22 protein-coding genes are annotated in these 22,697 nt (G+C 67.3%); 10 read left to right on the forward strand and 12 right to left on the reverse strand.

Annotated elements, in window-relative coordinates; all coding sequences use genetic code 11:
- Positions 1 to 82: 82 nt before the first annotated feature.
- Complete coding sequence (locus IB268_RS12120) at positions 83 to 742, reverse strand: GntR family transcriptional regulator (RefSeq protein WP_054454398.1); 660 nt, start codon at positions 740 to 742, stop codon at positions 83 to 85.
- A gap of 119 nt (positions 743 to 861) precedes the next feature.
- Here IB268_RS12120 and IB268_RS12125 point away from each other — a divergent pair, with 119 nt between their 5' ends.
- From IB268_RS12125 to IB268_RS12150, 6 genes are read left to right on the forward strand one after another with little or no spacing between them, the layout of a single operon-like run.
- Positions 862 to 1,032: a hypothetical protein gene (locus IB268_RS12125; RefSeq protein WP_192354302.1), complete on the forward strand. Its 171-nt coding sequence runs from the start codon at positions 862 to 864 to the stop codon at positions 1,030 to 1,032.
- Positions 1,025 to 2,380, forward strand: a complete 1,356-nt coding sequence (locus IB268_RS12130) for an amidase (protein WP_192354303.1) — start codon at positions 1,025 to 1,027, stop codon at positions 2,378 to 2,380. The genes IB268_RS12125 and IB268_RS12130 overlap by 8 nt, the downstream gene beginning before the upstream one ends.
- A 14-nt stretch (positions 2,381 to 2,394) precedes the next feature.
- Positions 2,395 to 3,591, forward strand: a complete 1,197-nt coding sequence (locus IB268_RS12135; RefSeq protein WP_054454392.1) for a CaiB/BaiF CoA-transferase family protein — start codon at positions 2,395 to 2,397, stop codon at positions 3,589 to 3,591.
- Positions 3,588 to 4,373, forward strand: coding sequence for an enoyl-CoA hydratase (locus IB268_RS12140; protein ID WP_119452026.1), 786 nt, complete (start codon positions 3,588 to 3,590; stop codon positions 4,371 to 4,373). The genes IB268_RS12135 and IB268_RS12140 overlap by 4 nt, the downstream gene beginning before the upstream one ends.
- 28 nt (positions 4,374 to 4,401) lie before the next feature.
- Positions 4,402 to 5,304: a polysaccharide deacetylase family protein gene (locus tag IB268_RS12145; RefSeq protein WP_119452027.1), complete on the forward strand. Its 903-nt coding sequence runs from the start codon at positions 4,402 to 4,404 to the stop codon at positions 5,302 to 5,304.
- On the forward strand, positions 5,301 to 6,674 hold the full coding sequence (locus tag IB268_RS12150) for an MmgE/PrpD family protein (RefSeq protein ID WP_192354304.1): 1,374 nt from the start codon (positions 5,301 to 5,303) through the stop codon (positions 6,672 to 6,674). Before IB268_RS12145 ends, IB268_RS12150 begins: the two co-directional genes overlap by 4 nt.
- Positions 6,675 to 6,697: 23 nt before the next feature.
- Here the strand turns inward: IB268_RS12150 and IB268_RS12155 are convergent, their stop codons facing one another.
- Both IB268_RS12155 and IB268_RS12160 read right to left on the reverse strand, forming a co-directional pair.
- Positions 6,698 to 8,761, reverse strand: coding sequence for a TonB-dependent copper receptor (locus IB268_RS12155; protein ID WP_192354305.1), 2,064 nt, complete (start codon positions 8,759 to 8,761; stop codon positions 6,698 to 6,700).
- A gap of 247 nt (positions 8,762 to 9,008) precedes the next feature.
- Complete coding sequence (locus IB268_RS12160) at positions 9,009 to 9,413, reverse strand: DUF2946 family protein (protein ID WP_054454382.1); 405 nt, start codon at positions 9,411 to 9,413, stop codon at positions 9,009 to 9,011.
- A gap of 228 nt (positions 9,414 to 9,641) precedes the next feature.
- Between IB268_RS12160 and IB268_RS12165 the strand changes: the two genes are divergently transcribed.
- Positions 9,642 to 10,268, forward strand: a complete 627-nt coding sequence (locus tag IB268_RS12165) for a glutathione S-transferase family protein (protein WP_192354306.1) — start codon at positions 9,642 to 9,644, stop codon at positions 10,266 to 10,268.
- A 226-nt stretch (positions 10,269 to 10,494) separates the two neighbouring features.
- Positions 10,495 to 11,085, forward strand: a complete 591-nt coding sequence (locus tag IB268_RS12170; RefSeq protein ID WP_054454380.1) for a YceI family protein — start codon at positions 10,495 to 10,497, stop codon at positions 11,083 to 11,085.
- 43 nt (positions 11,086 to 11,128) lie between these two features.
- On the opposite strand, the gene IB268_RS12175 is transcribed toward IB268_RS12170, so the two are convergent.
- Both IB268_RS12175 and IB268_RS12180 read right to left on the reverse strand, forming a co-directional pair.
- Complete coding sequence (locus IB268_RS12175) at positions 11,129 to 11,617, reverse strand: DUF6644 family protein (protein ID WP_054454377.1); 489 nt, start codon at positions 11,615 to 11,617, stop codon at positions 11,129 to 11,131.
- 11 nt (positions 11,618 to 11,628) lie between these two features.
- Positions 11,629 to 12,015, reverse strand: a complete 387-nt coding sequence (locus IB268_RS12180; RefSeq protein WP_054454374.1) for a DUF6152 family protein — start codon at positions 12,013 to 12,015, stop codon at positions 11,629 to 11,631.
- Positions 12,016 to 12,465: 450 nt separating this feature from the next.
- Here IB268_RS12180 and IB268_RS12185 point away from each other — a divergent pair, with 450 nt between their 5' ends.
- Complete coding sequence (locus tag IB268_RS12185; protein WP_054454863.1) at positions 12,466 to 13,764, forward strand: APC family permease; 1,299 nt, start codon at positions 12,466 to 12,468, stop codon at positions 13,762 to 13,764.
- Between the two features lie 60 nt (positions 13,765 to 13,824).
- Positions 13,825 to 14,688, forward strand: a complete 864-nt coding sequence (locus tag IB268_RS12190; RefSeq protein ID WP_225591365.1) for a cyclopropane-fatty-acyl-phospholipid synthase family protein — start codon at positions 13,825 to 13,827, stop codon at positions 14,686 to 14,688.
- 18 nt (positions 14,689 to 14,706) lie between these two features.
- Here IB268_RS12190 and IB268_RS12195 read toward each other — a convergent pair whose 3' ends face one another.
- The 7 genes from IB268_RS12195 to IB268_RS12225 form a co-directional block, all read right to left on the reverse strand.
- Positions 14,707 to 16,011 (reverse strand): type II toxin-antitoxin system HipA family toxin, encoded by a 1,305-nt coding sequence (locus tag IB268_RS12195; RefSeq protein ID WP_244958647.1) that lies wholly within the window; start codon positions 16,009 to 16,011, stop codon positions 14,707 to 14,709.
- 13 nt (positions 16,012 to 16,024) lie between these two features.
- A complete protein-coding gene (locus IB268_RS12200) occupies positions 16,025 to 16,369 on the reverse strand; it encodes a helix-turn-helix transcriptional regulator (RefSeq protein WP_192354307.1) in 345 nt (114 codons plus the stop codon).
- A 120-nt stretch (positions 16,370 to 16,489) separates the two neighbouring features.
- Entirely contained in the window at positions 16,490 to 17,431 is a 942-nt protein-coding gene (locus IB268_RS12205; RefSeq protein WP_192354469.1) for an LD-carboxypeptidase, read from the reverse strand.
- A 212-nt stretch (positions 17,432 to 17,643) separates the two neighbouring features.
- Entirely contained in the window at positions 17,644 to 18,369 is a 726-nt protein-coding gene (locus tag IB268_RS12210; RefSeq protein WP_054454369.1) for an RNA pseudouridine synthase, read from the reverse strand.
- Between the two features lie 267 nt (positions 18,370 to 18,636).
- Positions 18,637 to 19,767, reverse strand: a complete 1,131-nt coding sequence (gene ydiK / locus IB268_RS12215) for an AI-2E family transporter YdiK (protein ID WP_054454367.1) — start codon at positions 19,765 to 19,767, stop codon at positions 18,637 to 18,639.
- Between the two features lie 156 nt (positions 19,768 to 19,923).
- Positions 19,924 to 21,372 carry a transporter substrate-binding domain-containing protein gene (locus IB268_RS12220; RefSeq protein WP_119452036.1) on the reverse strand — a complete coding sequence of 483 codons (1,449 nt, stop codon included), beginning with the start codon at positions 21,370 to 21,372 and terminating at the stop codon, positions 19,924 to 19,926.
- 160 nt (positions 21,373 to 21,532) lie between these two features.
- Positions 21,533 to 22,567 carry a DNA-binding protein gene (locus IB268_RS12225; protein ID WP_175213397.1) on the reverse strand — a complete coding sequence of 345 codons (1,035 nt, stop codon included), beginning with the start codon at positions 22,565 to 22,567 and terminating at the stop codon, positions 21,533 to 21,535.
- Positions 22,568 to 22,697: the final 130 nt, after the last annotated feature.

Below are 22,697 nucleotides of genomic sequence, written 5' to 3' on the forward strand. Positions count from 1 at the left end.
TATATTTTGCCATTATGAAAAAATACAATAATCAGGATTAACCCGCGGTGGCCGCCGCGGGGCGAGGTCCGCCGCCGCGTCTTCAGGCCAACAGGTTCTTGGGCAGCGCGGCGATGAAGGACGCGAAGCTGGTGGCGCCCTGCCCGGGGCTCATGTGCTGCGTCATGACCGCGGCCGCGCGCGCCGGGTCCTGCGCCTGGATGGCTTCGAGCAGTTGGCCATGCTGTTCCCATGACGAGGCCAGGCGGCCGAAAGCGGAAAAGGCGTGCAGCCGGTAGGCGCCGGTGCGCGACCGCATGCGCAGGATCTCCTGGCGCAGATAGGGATTGCGGGCGCCCAGGTACAGGGCATCGTGGAAGCGCCGGTTGTGTTCCTGCCAGGCGTCGGTGTCCTCGCGCCGCACCACGGCCGCGGCGCGTTCATGGATGGCCGCCAGCTCGTCGCGTTCGGCGGGCGTCATGCGTTCGCAGGCCAGGCGCGCGCCTATGCCTTCCAGCTCCGCCAGCAGCTCCCACATCGCCAGCAACTGGGCCACGTCCATCTTCGCCACCACCATGCCGCCACGCGGCAGGCTGGCCACCAGCCCTTGCGCCTGCAACTGCAGCAGCGCCTCGCGCACCGGTGTGCGGGAGACGTCGTAGGTCTGCATCAGCATCTGTTCATCGACCGGATCTCCCGGCAGCAGGCTGCCATCGCGGATGGACTCTTCGACTGACAGGCGGATGCGCTCAGCGGCTTTCATGGCGGACTCCGGTGTAGGGGGTAAGAAAATTCACGCTAGGCATAGTATTTTCTTGACTTCTATAAATATATTTATGAGACTAGACTTTTATTTTAACGAGCAAAACGCGGCAGGAGGTAATGAGCATGGAAGACTCGCCCAAGCAGGAATGGCAGGCCTGGGTCGCCCTGGCCTGCAAGACGCATGGCCTGGCGGTACCAGTGGAGACGCAAGCGGCGGTCGCACGCACGCTTTTGCGCCTTGCCGCCGTGCAGGCCGAGATCGACGGCTGCGGGGGCGACGATGCCTGATTCTCTGCTGCATCTTTCCGTGGCCGACATGCGTCGAAACTACGCCCAGGCCGCGCCCGGCGCACGCGTGGCATTGGTCTCGACCCAGGCTGCGGCGTTCCAGCGCCGGGCGGCCGACCTGCTCTGCGCCACGCGCACCTATCAACCCTCTGCGCTGACCGTGCGTCCTGGCGGCCTGCTTGAAGGCGTGGCCTTGGCGCACAAGGATGCCTTCCAGACCGGCATGCACGCCCCGGGGCGCGGGCGGCCGTTGCGCGACGAAGCCCCAGGGCCGATGGCCACGGCGCTGCGCCGCTTGCAGGAACACGGCGCGCTGAACCTGGGCGCGCTGGCGATGGCCGAGCATGCCTGCGGTGCGACGGCCGAGAACCCCCACGGCGCGCCGCTGGCCAATCCGCTGGACGCCGCCGCCGCGGTGGGCGGATCGTCCAGCGGTTGTGCGGTCGCGGTTGCCGCAGGCCTGGTCCCCGCGACGCTGGGCACCGATACGGCCGGCTCTGTGCGCATGCCGGCCGCGACCTGCGGCCTGGTGGGACTCAAGCCGACTCCGGGGGCGATCCCGGCCGACGGCGTGGCGGCCTTGGCGCCTACCTTGGACACGGTGGGCGTGATGGGCCGCAGCGCGCTGGATGCGGCCTGCGTCTACGCCGCGTTGCTGCCAACGCCGCCAACCGCGTCCGCGTTGCCCGCGGACATGGCGCTGATCGAACGGGAACTATCCAGGCCGCGGCGTTGGAGGCTGGCCTCGACGCTGGCGACTGCCGGAGCGCGCGCCGACGTGGCCGAGACGATGGCGCGATTCGAACGCGGCCTGCCCGATCCGCAACGCATCGGCTTGCGCCCCGCGCCCGACCTGGACCGCTTGAACCGTCTGGCGCAGATCGTGCTTCATGCCGAAGCCGCCGCCACGCTCGCGGGCAGCGTGCGCCGTGATCTGGCCTCGCTGGCGCCGGCCACCCAGGCCATCGCGCTGCCGGGCTGGGCCATGCCGGCGGTCTGGTATCGCCATGCCTTGTCGCAGATCGCGCCACTGCGCGCGGCCTTCCTTGCCACCTGTCTGGCCGACGCCGATCTATTGCTGACGCCCTGCCTGCCGCAAGGCGTGCCGGACCGCGCCGCGGTCACCACCAGCAGCCCCGATTTCGATCCCCGCGCCCTCGGCGCGCTGCACCGCCATCACGCCTACCTCAACTACCTGGGGCTGCCGGCGCTGGTCCTGCCCGTCGGCATCGATGCGCAAGGCCGCCCTGTCTGCGTGCAAGCGGTCGGAGCGCCCGGCAGCGAAGCCCTGCTGCTGGCCTTCGCGCATCAGTACGCCCTGCCCTTTTCCGCCATTCTGCAACGCTAATCCACGGACTCATCATGGCCAGAATCAATGCCTCCCCCACCCTGGCGCGCTTTCGCGTGCTGGACCTCTCGCGCGTGCGCGCAGGCCCGACCTGCGTGCGCATCCTGGCCGACTTCGGCGCGGACGTGATCCGCATCGAACCGCCGGCCGGGATCGATCCCAATGAAGCCATGTTCGCCGCGGACCGTACTGGCGGCGACTTCCAGAACCTGAACCGCAACAAGCGGTCGATGACGCTGAACCTGAAGAAGCCCGAAGGCCTGGCCGTCTTCAAACAGTTGGTGGCCACTGCCGACGTGGTGGTGGAAAACTGGCGGCCCGACGTCAAGGCGCGCCTTGGGGTGGACTACGACGCCCTGCGCGCCATCAATCCCCGCATCATCCTGGCCAGCATCTCCGGCTTTGGCCAGGACGGTCCCTATGCGGACCGACCGGGTTTTGACCAGATCATCCAGGGCATGGGCGGGCTCATGTCGGTCACGGGCTTTGCCGGCGGCGGTCCGCTGCGCGCGGGACTCGCGGTCGCAGATTGCGGCACCGGCATCTATGCCGCGGTCGGCGTCCTGCTGGCCCTGCTGGAACGCGAACACTCCGGCGTGGGCCAATGGGTCCACAGTTCCCTGCTGCACACGCAGATCGCGCTGATGGACTTCCAGGCTGCGCGCTATCTGAACGACGGCGACACGCCGGTGCAGGCAGGCAATGACCATCCGACCAGCAGCCCGATGGGGCTGTTCGAGGCCAGCGACGGCGCATTCAACCTGGGCGCGTCCGGCGAAGGCAACTGGCGCCGCCTGTGCGAGTGCCTGGATGCGCCGCAATGGCTGGAAGACCCGCGCTACGCGACCGAGAAGTTGCGCGTGGCGAACCGCGGTGCGCTCAATGAATCCCTGGCGCAGCGCTTTAGCCAACAGAGCGTCGCGCACTGGGTTGGCCTGCTGAACCGCGCCGGGGTGCCTGCAGGCCCGGTCTACAGCATTCCGCAGGTGTTCGAGGACGAACAGGTGCGCCACCTGGGCGTGGCGCAGCCGGTTGCCGACGATGCCGGACACCAGTACCGGCTGATCTCGCAGCCCGTGGCCTTGACGCGCACGCCCGCCCAGATCAGACGGCCCGCGCCAGGCTGGGGCGAGCACACCCGCGAAATGCTCGCGGAGATGGGCTATGCCGCGGACGACATCGAGCGCCTGTATGAAGAGGGCGTGGTATGAGCGGCGGCCAGATCCAGGTGGATTTCCAGGACGGCATTGCAACCCTGACGGTCTGCCATCCCGAACGGCGCAACGCAATGACGCTGGACATGTGGCTGCAGTTGGCCGCAGCGCTGCGTGAACTCGACGGCGCCGCAGTCCGGGTGCTGGCGCTGACCGGCGCGGGTACCCGGGCCTTCGTGTCCGGGGCCGACATCAGCGAGTTCGACCAGGCCCGCGACGGCGCGGCCGCGGTCGCCCGGTACAACCAGGCGGTGGCGGATGCGCAGCAATTGCTGGCGGACTTCGCCGCGCCTACCGTTGCGCTGATACAAGGCGCCTGCATGGGCGGCGGCATCGGCCTGGCGCTGGCCTGCGACCTGCGCTATGCCAGCGCCAGCGCCCGCTTCCGCATGCCGGCCGCAAGATTGGGGCTGGGCTACTCCTATGCCGACATGCGCAGGCTGGCGGGCGTGGTGGGCGCGGCGTCCGCCTTCGACCTGTTCTATACCGCCCGCATCCTTGACGCCGAGCAGGCCGAACGCCGCGGCCTGGTCCACGAACGGTACGCCGACGACGATTTCGTCCGCCAGTCGCAGGCCCGGGTGCGCGCCATCGCCGCCAATGCGCCCCTCTCCCTGCGCGCGGCAAAGGCAGCCATACTGGCGACCATGAATCCGCCCGCGCCCGCGCAGCTCGATGCGATCGACGCCCTGGTGGCCCGGTGCTTCGCCAGCGAGGACTACGCCGAAGGCCGGCGGGCATTCGCCGAAAAACGCGACCCGGTCTTCCTTGGCCGCTGAGCCGTCTTTGAACCATGAGCAAGATGCCATGAACAATCCACGCATTCCTTTCATGCTTTCCAGCCAGCGCCCACCCCTGGCGGCGCTGGACGGCCGGGCCATCCTGGTGCACCTGGTCGTCAATGTGGAGCACTGGCCGTTCGACCAGCCCATGCCCCGCACCCTGCTGACCGCGCCGCACGGGCGCGAGACGGTGCCGGACGTGCCCAACTACAGCTGGGCCGAATATGGCCTGCGCTGCGGGCTGCCGCGGATTATCGACGCCATCCGCGGCCGCGGCCTGCCTGCCTCGGCCAGCCTGAACGCCTCCGTCATCGATGCCTACCCCGAGGCGGCCCAGGCGCTGCTGGAGGCCGGCTGGGAATTCATCGGCCACGGCATCCACCAGCGCGCTTTGTCGCAAGAGGACGGCGACGGCCAGGCCCGCACCATCGCCGCGGCGCTGGACCGGATCGAGCGCTTCAGCGGCCGCCGGCCGCGCGGCTGGCTCTCGCCGGGCCTGCGCGAAACGCTGGACACGCCGGATCTCCTGGCCCAGGCCGGCATCGACTACCTGTTCGACTGGTGCCTGGACGATCTGCCCAACTGGATGCGGACCGCCGGCAGGCCCTTGCTGGCCTTGCCGTACGCGCTGGAACTGAACGACTCGGTCATCCACGCCGTGGAAAAGCACGCCACCGGGGAATTCAGCCGGCGCCTGGAGCGGACGCTGGACCTGTATGCCGACGAGGCCCGGACCGCGGGCCGTCCGCGCGTCCTCACGCTGGGACTGCATCCCCATCTGATGGGCGTGCCGCACCGCTACGCCGACCTGCTCACCATGCTGGACCTGCTGCAAAAGCACCCGATGACTACCTTCGTCACCGGCGCCGCGATGTATGACTGGTACGCCGCCCAGGTTCCCGTCCAGCCCGACGGAGCCGCCGCATGAACGCCATCGATACCCTGGTCGCGCATTTGCTGCGCACCCATTACGAGGACCTGCCGCCTGCGGCGGTGGAAGCGGCCAAGACCTTCATCCTGGATGCGGTTGGTGTCGGGCTATCCGGCTCGCGCCATCCCCGCATGCCCTCGCTGCGCCAGGCGGCCCAGGCCCTGGGCCAGGGCGCGGAAGCGACCGTCTGGGGCAGCGGCGAGCGGCTGCCGCTGGCCAGCGCGGTCATGCTGAACGCATATCAAGTGTTCAACCAGGAGTTCGACGCGATCCACGACCGGGCCGTGGTGCACGCGTTTGCCTGCATCGTGCCGGCGGCGCTGGGCTATGCCGAACGCGAAGGCGGCGTCGATGGTCCCCGATTGATCACCGCGGTCGCCGCCGGATTGGACTTCGCCATCTATGTCGCGCTGGCCCAGCGCGCGCCCATGCGTTTTTTCCGGCCGGCCATGTGCGGCGGCCTGGGCGCCACGGCCACGCTGTGCAAGCTTGGCGGGTTGGATGAGAGCGCCACGCGCGATGCGCTGGGGCTGGCGTACAGCCATCTCTCCGGCACCATGCAGGCGCATATCGAAGGCTCGCCCGCGGTGGGCCTGCAGGTCGGCCTGAACGCCAGGGCGGCGGTTACGGCCTTCGAGCTGGCGCGCGCGGGCTTTCCCGGTCCGCGCGACATCCTGGAAGGCCCTTATGGCTACTTCGCGCTGTATGACGCCGGCCAGGCCGACTGGGACGCGGTTCGCGCGGACGTGGGCCGGGTGTTCCAGATCACCCGCATGAGCCACAAGCCCTACCCGACCGGCCGGGCCACCCATAGCGGCATCGGCGCCGTGCTGGACCTCATGCGCGCCCATGCGCTGCAGCCCGGGGACGTGGACCGGATCACGGTCCGCGCGTCGTCGCTGATCGTGCGCCTGGTGGGACGGCCGGCCCATCCGGGCATGGATTCCGCCACGGCCCGGCTCTGCATGGGCTATGCCATCGCTGCTGCCCTGCTGCGCGGCCGGGTCGGCATACCCGACTTCGATCCCGACGCGCTGGCCGAGGCCGGGACTTTCGAACTGGCCGCCCGTGTCCAGGTGCTGGATGACGGCAATCCGGACCCCAACGCCATGAGCCCGCAGCGCGTGGAATTGCGGCTGAAGGACGGCCGCGAGTTCGCGGTCGACATGCCGGCCTTTCCCGGCAGTCCGGAACGCCCCTTGGGCGTGGCGGAACAGGACGCCAAGTTCGAAGCCTGCTGCGCGTCCGCGCAGCCGCCGCTGCCCGCCGGCCAGACACGGGAGCTGGCGCGACGACTGCGCGGGCTGGAGGCCGAACAGGACCTGCGCGGCATCATCCGTCTGCTGACAACCGGGCGTTCGTCCTGACGGCGTGTTCCGGACTGGGCGCGTCAGTACTTGAAGCTCACGCGCGCCCAGACCGTGCGGCCCGGCTCATTGACTGCGGTGTTGGCGGCATAGCCGAAACCCGCATTCCCCGCCAGGTTCAAGTGTTCGCTGTAGGTTTTGTTGAACAGATTGTCCACGCCCAGCGACAGGCGGACCTGCTTGTTGACCGCATAGCCGCCGTTGACGGAGAAAACGCCGAAGCCAGCGCTCGGGCCGAAGTCCTTGCCGACTACGTTGCCCTCATTCAAGGCGTAGCGTTTTTGCGCGGCCACGATGCGCCACAGCGCCCCGGCCGACCAGGTGCCGTCATCGTAGGCAGCGCTGAGCCTGGCCTCCAGCGGCGGCATTTGTGGCAGCGCCCTGCCGTCGCTGCGGTTCTCGCCCCAGGCATACGCGAGCGTCGCGCCCAGTTTCCACGCGGACGCGGGCTTGTATGAGACGCCGAGTTCGCCGCCTGCAATGCGTGCGTCGACATTGCTGGCCTGCGACGCCGGACCCATCATGCCGCCCGAGGTGTAGCTGAACAGGATGAAGTCATTGACGTAACCGGCGTAGCCTGAGAACCAGGCGTCCAGCGCTTCGGTTTTGTACTGGGCGCCGAAATCCAGCTGGGTGGTTTTCTCGGGCTTCACGCCCTGGAAGGCGTTGACGGACCCGGCAGGTCCCTGGTCCGGAGAGAACAGCTCCCAGTAATCGGGGAAGCGCTCGACGTGGCCCAGGCCCACATAGACCGTGGCCGGCAGCGAGGCCAGATCCTGCTCATAGCGCAGGAAGCCGCTGGGCAGCGTGTCCTTGCGGCGCTCATCCGCTGTGGGATTGGGCATGGGCATCATCATCGAGCCCGTGTCCTGGCGGAAGTCCTTGGCCGAAGCCCAGTCGACCCGTGCGCCGCCGATGACGCGGCTGTCCGGCGCGACGCGCCAGGTCAGTTCGCCGAACAGTCCGGTGTTGGAAAAGTCGGCGTCCTTGACCCAGCTCTGGCTGCTGTACGGCACGGTATCGGTGCCGCTGCGGGAGCGATGGCGGCTCTGCTGGAAATCCAGGCCGGTGACCAGACTGATATCCGGCGTCAGTTCCCAGGTGCCGGCGTAGCGGCCGCCCCAGGTCGCGCGGTCCACGTCGGCCGCCATGGCCATGGGCATGGCGCTCATGGGGTCCGGCGCGCGCAGCGTGTAGTTATCCATCACGTGGTCGGCGTAGTTGTAGTACAACTGCGCCTCGACCTTGCTCAGCACGGGTCCCAGGTTGCGCTTCTCGAAGCGCAGGCCGAAGCTCTCGCGCTTGAACTGGGAGCCGTCCATGCCGCGGCCGGCATAGCGCGCTTCGCCATCGCCCGTGCCCGCGGTCAGTTCGTACAGCGTGTCGGCGTCGGGCGTGAAACCCAGGGTCAGGTCGGCGTTCCACTTGTCCCAGCGCGAAGGCACGGTGTTGCCGTCGCCGTCCTTGTAGTCCTGGGAGTGGGAATGGTTGGCGGTGATGCGCGTGTAGACCTTGTCGTTGCCCACGGTCAGGTCGGCGGCCTGGTCGTTGCGGCCGAACGAGCCGCCCGTCAGGCTGCCGTCGAATCGCACGCCGGCTGCCGTGAAACGGGGCGTGTCGCGGTCGAACTTGACCGTCCCGGCCGACGCGCCGGGTCCCCACAGCACGGTCTGCGGTCCCTTGATGACCGTGAGCTGGTCGAAGTTCTCGGGCGAGATATAGGAACTGGGCGCGTCCATGCGCGCAGGGCACGCGCCCGGCATGGAGGTGCCATTGGTCAGCAGATTCAAGCGCGAGCCGAACATGCCGCGCAGCACGGGATCGCCGTTGGTGCCGCCATTGCGGATGGCCGAGAAGCCGGGAATCGTCTTCAGATAGTCGGTCCCGTCGCTGGCCGGCAGCGGCTGGCGCGGAATCTTGGGATCCGTGGTGAAGGTCAAGGGCGCGCTGGGTTCCACGCCCGTGATGACCACGGGATCGGTGGTGTAGACGTCGGGCGTGTCGGCGGCTTGGGGCCAGGCGGGAGATGAGGCGGCCACTGCGGCGGCCAGGCAACTCGCGCGCAGGAATTCTTGGTTTGTGGTCATGTCTGGTGTCTGTCGATCGGGAACGTGCGGTGGCAGGCGCGGACGGGCAGCGCGGCCGCCTCCCTTTATTTAAGAAAGGAGTGGCAGGAGCGCGCTGTCTGCGCATGGGCGTGACGAAGTGGGGGCCCTCCCCGCGCGGCGCAAAAGGACCTTGGCCTGCTGCGTGCGGACGACGCTGGCGCAACCGCTCAGGCCCGCGGGTTGGCGGGCTGCGCGGATGGCGTGTCGTGGAAGTCTGGGGAGAGGGTCAGGCGGATGGCGGCGGCGCGCGCGACCGTTGCGGCAGCCGGGTCAAGGCGCTTGCAACGTGGGGTTCGGCGGCGGGGGGATGGACCGCGGGAGCTGCGGCTGGCAGGAGCCAGGCCAGCAGCACGATTTCGGGCGGCAGCGCGTCGCTCAGCATGGCGCAGCCTGCGCTGCAGCAGTGCGGCAAGGCGCCGCTGTGCTGCTGCGCGCCCTGCTTTTGCCCATCGGCATCCAGCGTCACCACGCGTGGGCCGCTGGCCGTGCAGACGATGGTGGTGACACCGGGCTTGCCCGTTCCGATGCCCGAGGCCGCCAGCGCCGAAGACGCGATCAGCGCCTGGAAGACGAACAGGGCCATCGCGACCAGCGCGACCCAACGTCTACGGGCATAGGCAGATGCATGCATTCGGCGGTTCCTTATCGGCGCAGATGCTATCACGCAGGGCGGAGCAGATCCCGCGCATGGATGGCAACGCGCAGCCAATTCGGATTGCCGTCTGATGTAGATCAGACAATGCCGCCGCTTCGTGCGCGTCGCCGCCAAGCTTGGCGCAGGCAGGTGATCGGGCTACCCTGTAGCCGGCAGCCCGTAGTGGCGACTTGGCTTTTCAACCATAGAAAGTAGAGGATGCGGATGTCCCGTTGGACTTTTTACACAGCCCCTGGCACCTGTGCGCTGGCGACGCATATCGCGCTCCATGAAGCGGGCGCCGACTTCGACCTGGTCAAGCTGGACATGGGCGCTGCGCAGCAACAGAGCCCCGAGTACCTGCGCGTCAACGCCAAGGGCCGCGTGCCGGCGCTGGCGACCGAGCACGGCGTGCTGACCGAGACGCCCGCCCTGCTCGCCTTCGTGGCGCAAAGCTTTCCGGCCGCGCAGCTGGCGCCGGTCGACGATCCTTTCGCCTTCGCGCGCATGCAGGAGCTGGCCAGCTATCTGGCGTCCACCGCGCACGTGGCGCACGCGCACAAGCGCCGCGGCGCGCGCTGGGCCGACGATCCGGCCGCGCATGCCGCCATGCAGGCCAAGGTACCGCAGACCATGACCGCCTGCGCCGCCTACCTGGAATCGCAGATCGCCGGCCCCTGGGCGGCGGGCGAGCGCTACAGCGTGGTCGACGGTTATCTCTACACCATCGGCAGCTGGTTGGAGGGCGACGGCGTCGACCTCGCGCAGTTCCCCAAGCTTGCGGCCTATCTGGCCCGGGTTGCGGCAAGACCTGCCGTGCAGCGCGCACTGGCCGAAGCGCAGGCTTCCTGACGGCGGCGGGCTGGCCGGCGCGCGGCGCCCGGCCAGCAATGCCGCCGATCGTATCGGTTTGATTGGCATCAAAACTGGAACGCTGCAGTCAGTTCCGGCGGACTAGCGCGGTATTGCATCCTTTCCTATCCTTCTTCCGTGCCGTTGCTGTCAGCGCGTTTTAAGCTGACGGGCTGACGGAATGCGCGTCCCGGCTCCTCCGGACGCCGAACATACCGAGAATCGAATGAAGCACACCTACGCAGCATTTCTGGCCGCCTCGCTGCTGGCCTTGGGCAGCCTGCCGGCGCACGCCGCGCCCGTGGATTACCAGATCGACCCGGAACACACGGAAGTCGTGGTGACCTGGGACCACCTGGGTTTCTCCAAGCCCACCGCGCATGCCGGGGCCGTGACGGGCGTGATCCGCTACGACGCCGCGCAGCCCGCAAAGTCGGCCGTCGACCTGCGCGTGCCGGTGGCGCGCCTGACGTCGCACGTACCCAAGCTGGACGAAATGCTGCAAGGCGCCGAGTTCTTCCAGGCGGCCAAGTACCCGGACATCCAGTTCAAGAGCACCTCGGTCACCGACCACGGCAACGGCAATCTCAGCATCAGTGGCGTCCTGCGCATCAAGAACATCGAAAAACCGGTGGTGCTGCAGGCGCGCCAGAACAAGCAAGGCATCCATCCCATGGCGCAGCGTCCGGCCATCGGCTTTGACGCCATGACGGTGGTCAAGCGCAGCGATTTCGGCGTGGACGCGTTTGCGCCCGGCGTGAGCGACGAAGTGCAACTGCGCATCACGGTCGAGGCCGTGGCCGACGCCGCACGTTGATTTTCCGGGCGCTGCGATCGCCGCACGCGCAAGGCCCTGGCTCCTAAGACAGGAACCCGATCCAGCGCCCCGCCACCAGGCAAGCCAGCCATAAAAACAGCGAAGCGCCTGCGCGCACGCGCATGGCGCCCGTCGCACTGCCCTGATCCCGCACCGTCTGCCAGGCCAGGCTGCGCCGTGCAAGCACGGCATTGATCGCACCCGCGGCCAGCAGACCCATCTTGATCCCGAACGCGGGATTCGCCAGGTACTCCAGCGGCTGGACGCTGAAAAGCATGGCGCCCGTCAACGCCGCCAGCGCCAGGCCCGCTGCCGCAGTCCGCGCCAACACCGGCGCCAGCACAGCCAGCGGTCCAGGCTTGAGCCACCCCAGGAGGCGCAGGTCCAGCGGAACGATGGAGCCTATGAGCAGGCCGATGGCGCCGATATGGGCGGCGTTCACCAGCAGATACAGCGTGCTCCACCGCCGCAGCCAGATCGACGGCGGCAGGGTCTGAAGCTGTTCCAGCGCAAGACGCAGCAGCTCAGGCATGGCCCGGCCGGTCAGGGCTTCTTGATGCGGCTGGGATAGATGTCGTAGGTCTTGCCGCCTACCTTGATCTGGACGGCTTTCATGCGCTTGGCGTCCGACTCGCGGTCGCGGTTGCCGACGGCGACGATGGCATCGCCCGGTTTGGCCGAACCTTCGACGAATCCGGCGTCCTTGGTCTGGGTGGGATTGCCCAGCTCCACGCGCCAGACGCCGTCGTCGGCGCGTACGTCCAGCCAGGGATGCGGGGGCGCGATCTGCACTTGCTGGACCGTGCCTTGCAACGTCATCTGTTCGGATTCGGCCCACGACCAGCCGTGGTGGGCCATCGCGGCGGGCGCCAGGCCCATCAGTCCGGAAAGCGCCAGCGCTGCCGTGGCCACGCGTATGGATAGCTTCATGTCGCTGCTCCTGAATTGCGGTTTGGCTCCCCTTCCTTTGCGGCGGCCGCTCGTGTGGCGCGCGTCCGCCGCAATCAGCATAGCGCGGGAGGCGTTGCATATCGAGCTTGATTCATTGATGAGAAATTACTTTAAATAAAGGACATTAAATATGACATTAAAATCATATTAATCAATTGGTTAGTCAATTATTCTAAGAACTTAGATTATGCTGAATCTATGCTGAATTAGAGAAATCATCGATTCTCACGGGAAAACCCGGAGAAACTTTCCCGCACGGAATACGGTCGCAAATTGTTCAGGTGATTGTCAGGCACCGTCCCCAAATGGCGCCGTCTGCACGCGCCCGCCGCGCCCAACCGAGAGCATCCGATGACACAGCCCACCCTGCGTTCGCCCGCGAATCCGGCCCTGTTGCTCCAGCCGCGCGCGCCGGCCGGCTTGTCGGTGATGGATGCCACCATGGTGCTGGTGGGCGTGGTGATCGGGATCGGCATTTTCGGCTTTCCGCCGCTGGTGGCGCAGCACGCGAGTTCCGAGGCGATGTACATCGCCTTGTGGTGCGCGGGCGGCCTGGTGATGCTGGTCGGCGCGCTTTGCTACGGCGAGCTGGGCTCGGCCTATCCCGGCGCGGGCGGCGAATACCTGTACCTGACACGGGCCTGGGGCCGGCAGGTGGGACTGATGTTCGCCTGGGCGCGTTGCTCTGTCATCCAGACGGGCGCCATCGCCGTGGTCGCCTATATCTATGGCGATTACGCGCAACGGCTCGCGCCCCTTGGTCCGTACGGCCCCGCCCTGCACGCGGCGATATCGGTGGTGGCGCTGACCGCCTTGAACGTGGCGGGCACGCGCTATTCCAAGCGGTTGCAATGGGTGTTCACTGCGCTGACGGTGGCGGCCTTGGCGGCGGTGCTGATCGCCAGCCTGGCCGCCGCGGGAGACAGCCCGCTGCGCAGCGCTGCCGAACCGGGGCCTTTGACCGGCAATACCGCGGGCCTGCTGGGCATGGGCATGGTGTTCGTGCTGCTGACTTATGGCGGCTGGAACGAAGCCGCCTATCTCAGCGGCGAGCTGCGCGACCCGGGCCGCAACATGAGCCGGGTGCTGCTGATCGGCACGCTGCTGGTGACGGGCGCGTACGTGCTGACCAACCTGGCGCTGCTGGAGATCTTCGGCCTGCAGGGGCTGCGCGATACGCCGGCGCTGGGGGCGGACGTGATGCAGCTGGCGGCCGGCCCCTACGCTGCAGCCCTGCTCAGCCTGACGATCTGCGCCACGGCGCTCAGCACCATCAACGGCACCATCATCACCGGCGCGCGGGTGTATTGCGCCCTGGGCCGCGACGTGCCGCGGCTGCGCGCGCTGGCGGCGTGGAACGCGCAAGGCGAGACGCCCGCATCCGCACTGCTGGTCCAGGGCGCGATCACGCTTGCGCTGATCGCGCTGGGCGCCTTCAGCCAGAACAGCGTGCAGACCCTGGTGGCCTATACCGCACCGGTGTTCTGGATCTTCATGCTGCTGGTTGCGGCCTCGGTGTGGCGCCTGCGGCGCATCGATCCGGATCGGCCGCGCCCGTTCCGCGTGCCGCTCTATCCCTTGCCCCCGCTGCTGCTGGCGCTGACCTGCGCCGGCCTGGTGGTTTCCAGCGCCATGTACGCCGGCGCCGGCGCGCTGATCGGGCTGGCGGTGCTGGCGGCGGGCCTGCCGCTGCTGCGCCTGCTGGGGCCCGCGCCGCCGCGGGCCTGACCAAGGTTTCCCCGGGGCGGCGATCCCGTCCGCATGCCTTACCTGCAAGGAGTCCACATCATGCACATCGCGATTCAGTCCTTCAGATCCGCCGCCCGTAGCGCCATGCCGCCCCTGCGCGGCGCCGTGCTCGCGTCGGCGGCCGCGCTGGCCCTGGCATGCGTCCCGCTGCCGTCGCTGGCCGCCGCCGCGCAGCCCTCGGAACAGAAAGAGTACGTGCCGGACGTGGGCCAGGACGGCAAGGACGTCATCTGGGTGCCTACGCCGCAGGCCCTGGTCGATACCATGCTGGACATGGCCAAGGTCACGCCCAAGGACAAATTGATGGACCTGGGCTCGGGCGACGGGCGCACCGTCATCACCGCGGCCCAGCGCGGCCTGACGGCCCAGGGCATCGAGTACAACCCGGACCTGGTCGAACTGTCGCGCCGCAACGCGCAGCGCGCCGGCGTTGCCGACCGCGCCACCTTCGTGACGGCGGACCTGTTCGCCACCGATCTGTCGCAGGCGGACGTGATCACCATGTTCCTGCTGTCGACCATCAACGAAAAACTGCGGCCCAAGCTGCTGGAATTGGCGCCCGGCACCCGCATCGTGTCGAACTCCTTCCGCATGGGCGATTGGGAGCCGGACGCCGAGGAAACCATCCGGCAGGACTGCAGCACCTACTGCACGGCGCTCTTGTGGATCGTGCCCGCCAAGGTGGCGGGCAACTGGGAGGTGGACGGCCAGCCCCTGCAGCTGGAGCAGCGCTACCAGCGCCTGTCGGGCAAGCTGGGCGGCGCGCCGATTTCGGAGGCGCGGCTGAATGGCGCCGAGATCTCCTTTGTCGCCAACGGCGTGCGCTATACCGGGACGGTGAATGGCAAGCAGATGAGCGGCAGCGCCGCCGGCCGGGGGAACTGGTCGGCCAAGCGGGTGTAGGGCCGCGACGCGGACGGGTTATGCCGCGTGGCGCCAGGCCGTCAAGGATGCTTCCACATGCCCGATTTCCTGCGCCGTCATCCCGGCCATGGCGTAGTAGCGCTGGCGTTGCTCCACCACCTCGCGCACGTGCTCAAGGATGCCGCGAGCGACGGCTTCAGACCGCAGGCCGAAGCGCCGGTATTCGCTCAGGCAGTTCTGGAATGAGCTTTCCCGGCCGGCTGCGCCGATGTGCAGGTAGTGCCTGGCGGAGCCTTCCTGCGTAACCACGTCGAACAGGGGCGACAGCCGGTAGGTCTGCGCGCCCTCGTCCTTCAGGAAGCCGACGTTCTTCAAGTGGTCGTCGGTGTTGTGGACGGCGACGTTCAGGATCATGCGCGCGTACAGTTCCTTCAAGTCCCGCACCGGGTTGGACGAAATCCGGCGCGTGACGTCCGCCAGCCGCGCGTAGGAATACGTGGCCTTGCCGCGCGCCTCGTCGAGTTCGCGTTTGCCGATCTGCGCCGAGGGGCTGATCAGGGAGGCGCCGCTGAGGAAATGGCGGCGCGCGACGATGGGAGTCGCGCCCTGCCCGGCCGGCAGCAGCTCGCGGTCGAAGCGGTGCGTCAGCAGCACCGCGCCCAGATGCGTTTCAGCCAGGCGGATCTCGGGCACCGTCAGGCCGATGGCGCGCGCCATCTGCAGATTGGCGTATTCGACGCGCTGGCGGTCGTAGGAATCCCCCTTGCGCGGAAACTTGGCGATCCACATTTCGCCGCGCTCGTCGCGCACGATGGTCTTGGGGCGCGCGCCGCCGATGTCCCAGGAGCTGCCCAGGATGTCGCGGTACAGGCCCTTGGGCTTGACGCCCTGATCGATATCGGTGAGCAGGTCCGCAAGCGATTCCACCTGGCTGAGTTCCGGCAGGCGATAGGTCTTGCGCATGTTCGGCGTAAGCCGGCGGGCGCTGAAGAACAACGCCCCCACGCCCATCCCGCGTCCCTTGAGCAGGACTTCGTCCTCGGTCACGCGGGCGCCGGCGTTGTCCACGCGCATGACGTTGCGGCCCCATGCGTCGGGGGCGGCGTCAAAGATCGCGCCCAGCGTTTCGTAGCGGCTTTCGGTGCGGAAGGTGGTGCGCGCGTCCACCAGCGGCAGGTTCAGCGGATCCAGCGCAAAGGCGCGCTGATCGTTCACATAGGACTGCACATAGGTGAACTCGGCGTAGAAGCGGCTTTCATCCGAATCGTCCAGCGTCAGCAGGCCGGCGAGCACGGCCTCGCCGCGGATGTCGACGTAGACATACAGCTCGCTTTCCACCGATTTGTGCTTTCTTGCTTTCACGATTTGCGTGGCGCTACAGCTGGGTAGGATCGGCGCGGTGCGTGTTGGGCGTCTTGCCGCTGCCCCGGCTGGGCCGGCGCACCGCGTCCAGGCGTTTGCCTACGCCGTCCAGGTCGGGATCGCCCAGGGCGTAGATCTGGTCCGCATAGCCGTACTGCAGCAAGGCTTCAATGGCCAGCGCCAGGGACACGCCGCCGTCGCCGCGTTCCAGGCGCGTGATGGTGGCGCGCGACACGCCCATGCGGGCGGCCAGCGTGGATTCGGTTTCGGCGCGGCGCAGCCGGGCGGTGCGGATGTTGGCGCCAAGGCGCGCAAGCGCACTGGCGGCATCGAAGCTGGGTTCGATCTTCTTTTTCATGAGTCAATAATAGTGCTTTGTTTGTTCGTTTGCACTATTAATGAGACATATTAGGAATTAAGAATGCTCTATTAATGAGGCATTAGTGTAATTTATGACTCATAAAATTAGCAAAACAGGTCAAACTACAATCGCCTGTTCCAGCCGCAATCCGCCACGCGCCGTGTCCAGCGTGACCTGTGCGCCCAGCGGCAAGGTCAGGTTCGGATCGCCATGGCCGCTGGGCCATCCGGCCAGCACCGGAATGCCGCGCGAGCGGAACTGGTCGAGTATCAGCGGATACAGCAGCCCCTGCGCCTGGGCATCGTCGCCCGGCACGCCGAGGATGCGGGTGAAGTTGCCAACCAGCACGCCTTTGAGGTCGTCGAACTTGCCAGCGGCGGCCAGTTGGCTCAACAAGCGGTCGATGCGGGGCAAGGCTTCGTTCACGTCCTCGATGAAAAGAATTCCGCCGCTGGTGTCGATTTCGCAATCGGACCCGATCAGTGCGCCGATCAGCGCCAGATTGCCGCCGATCAGCCGCCCGGTCGCCGTGCCCGGTATCAGTTCCGTGGCGGTGGCATAGGGCGGCGGCGTGATCCACGCTCCCTGCCCCACCTGGCCGCTGACCATGGACAGCAAATGCGATTCGGTGGGTTCACGCTTGCCGGCCAGCAGGTCCTGCGCCAGCATCGGCCCGTGGAACGTGACGAAGCCGGCGCGGCGCTGCATGGCCAGGTGCAGCGCCGTGATGTCGCTGTAGCCGATGAACGGCTTGGGGTGGCGGCGCAGCAGATCGAAGTCCAGCTGATCCAGCAGGCGCCACGAACCGAAGCCGCCCTGCAGGCACCAGACGGCGCCGATATCCGGCGCGGCGAAGGCCGCATGCAGGTCGGCCAAGCGGTCGGCGTCCGAACCCGCCAGATAGTCATAGGGGGCGTCCAGCCGCGAACGCGAGGCCGGCATGACCTGCGGCACATAGCCTCGCGCCAGCAACCATTCGGCCGCGTCATCCGCGGCATCCAGCGCGGCGGACGCGGGCGCCACGATGGCGACGCGCGCACCGGGCTTGAGCGCGGGCACTGGCGTTGCTGCGCCGCTGGCAACCGGGGGCGCCGCGGAACCGGGCTTGGCCGATTGCGGCGCGCGGCGCGGCGGCGGCTTGGGCGCCGCGCAGCCGGCCAAGGCCGCGGACAGGCACAGGGCCCCGGTGTTGATCAGAAAACCCCTGCGTCCGGTATTTCGCTGTGGTGGCAGGCCTTGCGGCGCTTGTTCCATGGTCATCCCTGCTGCCGTCAGAAACGTTCGTAGTCCAGGCGGTAGCGCCACTGGCCGAGGGCCAGGCCCGCCATCGGCAGGCGGCCGATGCGGATGCGGCGCAGGGCCTGCAGGCGCAATCCCGCCGCGTCGCACACGTATTCGATGAAGCCTGGCGCAGGCGTCTTCAGGGCGAAGCGCAGATGGGTTTCGTTCTGCCAGCTGACCTTCATGGGCGTGGCGGCGCGGCCGTCATAAGCCATGCCGCGCTGCAGGCGCGCCAGGTCGGCGGCGCTGAGCTGGCCGGACACCTGGGCCACGTACTCCTGCTCCACGTAGCGCCCTTCTTCCACCAGCTTGCGCGCGATCGGGTATTCCTGCGTGTAGACGACCAGGCCGCTGGCTGCGCGTTCCAGCGGCGTGACCAGCTTCAGGCCATTAAGCATGCGCTTCAGGTAGCGCTGCCCGGAACGGTCGCCGGGCATCAGGTTTTCGGGCAGGATCAGGTCGCGCGCAGAGCCGGGCTCGTCATTGGCGTAGAGGCCGGCGGGCTTGTGCAGCAGGATGGTCACGGGACGCGCGTCTTCCAGGCGCGCGCCTGGCAGCAGGCCCACGGACTGGCCGGGCGCCACCCGATAGCCCGGCTCCTCGACCTGCTTGCCATCCACGGCGACCCAGCCGCCTTCTATGTAGCGTTCTGCGTCGCCGCGCGAGCAGGACAGTTCGGTGGCCAAGCGCTTGGCCAGGCGTACGCTTTCGCTCATCGCACCACCGCCTTGTGCTGGGAAGCCGCGGGGCCGGGCGTGGAGTCAGGCCATGAATCGAGCCGCAGTTCGGACCGTGATTCGGACCGCCGTTCGGACCGGAAAGAATAGCCGCCTTGCAGCGGCGCCAGTGGGTGCATCGTCATGAGGTATTGCCGGGGTGTTGCCAGAAAAGCGGGCCTTGCGCCCGCGACGTGAGGCAGATGTTACGCCCTTCCCCGGCAGGCTGCCGGCCGCGGCCTGGCTGGCAGCCGATGCGGGCGGCGTTCAGACCGGCGGGAATTCGGCGTGTCCCGCGGGCGTTGCCGCCGGTTGCGTTTCCGCGTCCAGCGCGGCGGGCGGCGGCACTTCGTCGATCCAGGCCTTGAGCAGCGTATGGGTCACCGCCAGGATCACCGGGCCGATGAACAGGCCCACGATGCCGAAGGCAAACAAGCCGCCCAGCACGCCCACCAGGATCAGCAGCAAGGACAGGTTGACCCCGCGCTTGATGAGCAGCGGCCGCAGCAGGTTGTCCAGCATCGCCACCAGCACCGACCAGACCAGCAGCACCGCGGCCGCCAGCTTCATGTCGTTCTGGAACAGCCAGACCACGCCGGCCAGCATGGGCAGGAAAGGCCCCAGTTGCGCCAGGCACAGCATCACCATCAGCGCGGTAAGGATGCCGGCAGCCGGCACGCCCGCGATCCACAAGCCGATCCCGCCCAGCCCGGACTGCACCACGGCGGTCACGACGATGCCCAGGGCCACGGCGCGTATCGCCTGCCCGGCAAGCTTGACGGCCGCCAGGCCGCGCTGGCCCGCCAGCCGGTTGAAGAAGCGCCGCACGAAATCGACCGCCACTTCGCCCTTGGTGTAGAGGATGCCGGCCACGACCACCGTGATCAGCATGTGCATCATGAAGGCGCCGACGATGGCGGCATGCCCGAGCAGCCAGGCCGCGGCGCTGGTCAGGTACGGTTCCAGTTTGGCCAGCAGGCCGCCGGCGCCGGCGTCCGACAGGGTCTGCCATTCCTGCGCAATCTTGGGGCCGACCAGCGGAATGCCGTGGACCCAGGCGGGCGGCGCCAGCAGCGCGTAGTCGGGCAGGCTCTTGACCGCCGCCATGATCGAGCTGCTGTGCAAGGCCAGCGTCGAGATCACCTCGTAAAGCGGCAGCACGATGACGAACAGCAGGATGACCAGCATCGTCAGGGTGCCCATCCAGCGCCGCCCGCCGCAATAGCGCTGGATCGCCAGCATGACCGGCCAGGTCGCCACGACGATCGTGGTTGCCCAGACCAGGCCGGGCAGGAACGGGCGCAGGATGTAGAGGCTGCCTGCCATCAGGCCGGCCAGGATCACGATGACGAGGATGATGCGGGCGAGATCGACCGTCTGGCGTGGAAGAGGATTCAACCGCTGCTCCTGACAGGGCCGGCAGCCCTGGTTTGTAGCGCATCGATGCCGGTTGGGCATATGCCCGGTTGGTACACCTGAATGCGTCTTTGGCGAATTTATCCGAAAATCCGGCGCGTATATATACCGGCCGCCCGCAAGCGGCGGCGCCTGCGGCTAACGCGGGGCGCCCGCGCCGTCGCCCGCGCCCTGCGCGCGGATCAGCGTGTAGGCGATGTAGTACTTGTAGATGTTGCTCACGTACTGCACCGTTTCACGCCCGATGCGCTCGGCTGCCACCCGTTCCACATTGTCGAACCAGACGTTCGGGTCCAGTCCGCGGGCGGCGGCGTCCTTGCGCAATTGGTTGATCCGGCCGGGGCCGGCGTTGTAGGCCGCGAAGGCGAACAGCCCCTTGTTCAGGTCCGTCATGGGCTCTTTCGCGTAGTACTGGTCGATCATGAAACGGATGTATTTGACGCCGCCATGGATGTTGTATTCCTCGCGCCGGATGTCACCTACTTTCAGTTCCTTGCCGGTGGCCGGCATGATCTGCATGACGCCTATCGCCCCGACCGAGCTTTTGGCGCCCTGGTCCAGCCGGGACTCCTGGTAGCCCTGCGCCATCATCAGCAGCCAGTCTATGTTGTATTGGTCCCCATACTTGCGGAAGAAGTCAGCGAGGCGGTGGAATTTTTCGATTTCCTCCGGATCGGTGGCGGCCTTTACCCACTTCACGGATTTCAGGTACTTGGTCAGCTGCTGGTTGCCGAAAGAGGTGCCGACGCGGTTCTTCTCCATGAAGGGGTTGAGCGCCGCCGCGAGCTTGGGCGAGTTCTTGCGGAAGGCGAAGGCAATATCGCTGCCGCTGTCGACCTCCAGATTTTCGTAGACCCGGATCTGCGGGAAGATCTGTTTCCAGAAATTCGCCAGGTAGCGGTCGGCGACCGTGTACTTGACCAGGTCCGCGCTGGCCATCTCCAGGATGTCGTCGGTCTCGAAAGTGCCCGGCGCGTCACGGATGATGGCGGGCTTCAGGCCCCTGGCCGCCAGATCCGCGTTCAGCTTCTTGATGCTGCCGTAGTAGCTGCTGACGGGGCTGATGAAGAGCTCCTGCCCGGAAAGGTCGTCCAGCGACTTGAGCTCGGGCGCGCCTGGCGCGGCCACGACCAGCTCCCGCACGCCCGACGCCAGCGGCGTGGAAAAGTCCACCAGCTTCTGGCGTTCTTCAGTGACCGTCAGATTGGCGGCGATGATGTCGCCCTTGCCCGCCAGCAGATCGGGAATCAGGCGTTCGCGCGAGGTCGGCAGGAACACCACGTACACGCGGATGTTCTTGGTCTTGAGCTGCCGGTTCAGGTCGTTCTCGAACTCGGTCATCATGTCCGCGATGATGCCGCGCTGCGTGCCGCCTTTGTCCAGGAAGTACAGGGTCTTATTGTAGGGCACCAGCACCCGGACTTGCCGGCGCTTGACCATGCCGTCGAAGTCCCCGGTCCAGGGCTTCATGTTGTAGGCCAGCGCCAGCGGATCGCCTTTGGCCTTCGCCGTCTGGGCGTATCCAGGCGATGGAGGCAACCACAGCAACAGCGCGCAAAGCATCGAGGCAATCACGCGAAATGACATAGTTCCTCCGGCAGGCCCGGTTACTGCGGCAAGTCAGGTATGCCGCGCGGCAAGGCGCGTTGCGCGCCGGGCCGTGGCTACAACAATATCGGGCGGCCGGGGTTCATGCAACGGATTCTTTCCGCTGCGGCGTGCAATGCGGACGGCATCCAACGGACCGCTAGGGCTGCGCGGGTTTCGGCGGCGCATGACCGGCGTCCTGCCGCTGGGCCTGCGCCATCAGATGCCGGGTCAGCTCGCCCAGTTGTTCGTCCTTCCCTTTCAACTGCGCGAGGCAGTCGGATGAGCGCTGCTCGGCGGCCGCCAGCCGGGATTCCAGCGTCCTTTCGCGATCGCGCGCCGCCGTCAAGGCCGTATCGGCCGCGGCCTGATCGGCTTGCTGGCGCACTTGCATAGCCTGGACTTCGGTGCGCAGGGCTTGCGCCTCTTGTTCCGCCTGGCGGCGCTGATGCTGTTCCTGTTCCAGCCCCTTGCGCGCCTGCGCCGCCTGCTGTTGGCTGGCCGCCTGCGCATCGTCCAGCCGCGCCTGCAAGCGCTTGACCGTGCCGCGTTCGCTGTCCAGCTCATTGAGCCAGCGGCGTTCGTGGGCGGTATGACGGGTTTCCAGCGCATCGAGCGCTTGCGCATGCTGGGCGCGGGTCTTCTCGTTCTCCGCCAGCGCCGCCTGCGTGGCGCTGCGGGCGTCTTCCAGCTGCAGCTGGTTGCGCCTGAGCAGTTCGTCGCGTTGGCGCAGCTGCTGTTCGGCCGACTGCAGCCGGTCTTCGGCGGCCGCCAATTGGGAGGTCGCCACCCTGAGAGCTTCCTGCAGATCCTGTTCGCGGTGCGCTAGCTGGGCTTCGCGTTGCTGCAGCTGTTCGGCGTCCGAGGCCAATTGCTCCCCTTCCCGCGCCAGTTCTTCCCAGCGCCCGCGATAGGCCTGTTCCTGTTGGGCGCGGGCCTCGGACAAGGCGGCTTCCCAGAAGTGCGAGGCGGCCTGCGCCACGGGGTCCGGGACGGCAGCCGGCGCTGCAAACGCGCCCGGGTCCTTGATGCGCGCGCCCAAGGCCCGGAACCAGGTTTCCAGATAGGGGCTGACGGTATTCGGCGAGCCCCGGCCGATCTTCTGTCGCACCCGTTCGATGGTGGGCCGCGCGCCCTCCAGCAGCAAGGCGTCGGCGGCGGTCCAGACGTCAGTTTCGGTAATTCCGGTGGCCATGCGCTTGCTCCGTGCCGAATTCGGCATTTGCGGGATAATTACCCACGATAATGGAACCTTATCGAGAGTAATTTGATATTTATGTTAGATATCATACAGCATACATAATAATATGTATGAAATGCGATTT

It is taken from the genome of Achromobacter sp. ACM01, assembly GCF_014851745.1.
GTDB lineage: Bacteria > Pseudomonadota > Gammaproteobacteria > Burkholderiales > Burkholderiaceae_B > Achromobacter > Achromobacter aegrifaciens.

Excerpts from the sequence above, each read along its gene's own strand:
- IB268_RS12170 (WP_054454380.1), top strand. The coding sequence starts at position 10,495 with ATGAAGCACACCTACGCAGCATTTCTGGCCGCCTCGCTGCTGGCCTTG.
- IB268_RS12210 (WP_054454369.1), bottom strand. The coding sequence starts at position 18,369 with ATGAGCGAAAGCGTACGCCTGGCCAAGCGCTTGGCCACCGAACTGTCC.
- IB268_RS12225 (WP_175213397.1), bottom strand. The coding sequence starts at position 22,567 with ATGGCCACCGGAATTACCGAAACTGACGTCTGGACCGCCGCCGACGCC.
- IB268_RS12135 (WP_054454392.1), top strand. The coding sequence starts at position 2,395 with ATGGCCAGAATCAATGCCTCCCCCACCCTGGCGCGCTTTCGCGTGCTG.
- IB268_RS12180 (WP_054454374.1), bottom strand. The coding sequence starts at position 12,015 with ATGAAGCTATCCATACGCGTGGCCACGGCAGCGCTGGCGCTTTCCGGA.
- IB268_RS12160 (WP_054454382.1), bottom strand. The coding sequence starts at position 9,413 with ATGCATGCATCTGCCTATGCCCGTAGACGTTGGGTCGCGCTGGTCGCG.
- IB268_RS12140 (WP_119452026.1), top strand. The coding sequence starts at position 3,588 with ATGAGCGGCGGCCAGATCCAGGTGGATTTCCAGGACGGCATTGCAACC.
- IB268_RS12190 (WP_225591365.1), top strand. The coding sequence starts at position 13,825 with ATGCACATCGCGATTCAGTCCTTCAGATCCGCCGCCCGTAGCGCCATG.
- IB268_RS12175 (WP_054454377.1), bottom strand. The coding sequence starts at position 11,617 with ATGCCTGAGCTGCTGCGTCTTGCGCTGGAACAGCTTCAGACCCTGCCG.
- IB268_RS12130 (WP_192354303.1), top strand. The coding sequence starts at position 1,025 with ATGCCTGATTCTCTGCTGCATCTTTCCGTGGCCGACATGCGTCGAAAC.
- IB268_RS12185 (WP_054454863.1), top strand. The coding sequence starts at position 12,466 with ATGGATGCCACCATGGTGCTGGTGGGCGTGGTGATCGGGATCGGCATT.
- IB268_RS12165 (WP_192354306.1), top strand. The coding sequence starts at position 9,642 with ATGTCCCGTTGGACTTTTTACACAGCCCCTGGCACCTGTGCGCTGGCG.
- IB268_RS12220 (WP_119452036.1), bottom strand. The coding sequence starts at position 21,372 with ATGTCATTTCGCGTGATTGCCTCGATGCTTTGCGCGCTGTTGCTGTGG.
- IB268_RS12150 (WP_192354304.1), top strand. The coding sequence starts at position 5,301 with ATGAACGCCATCGATACCCTGGTCGCGCATTTGCTGCGCACCCATTAC.
- IB268_RS12155 (WP_192354305.1), bottom strand. The coding sequence starts at position 8,761 with ATGACCACAAACCAAGAATTCCTGCGCGCGAGTTGCCTGGCCGCCGCA.
- IB268_RS12120 (WP_054454398.1), bottom strand. The coding sequence starts at position 742 with ATGAAAGCCGCTGAGCGCATCCGCCTGTCAGTCGAAGAGTCCATCCGC.
- IB268_RS12200 (WP_192354307.1), bottom strand. The coding sequence starts at position 16,369 with ATGAAAAAGAAGATCGAACCCAGCTTCGATGCCGCCAGTGCGCTTGCG.
- IB268_RS12125 (WP_192354302.1), top strand. The coding sequence starts at position 862 with ATGAGCATGGAAGACTCGCCCAAGCAGGAATGGCAGGCCTGGGTCGCC.
- IB268_RS12145 (WP_119452027.1), top strand. The coding sequence starts at position 4,402 with ATGAACAATCCACGCATTCCTTTCATGCTTTCCAGCCAGCGCCCACCC.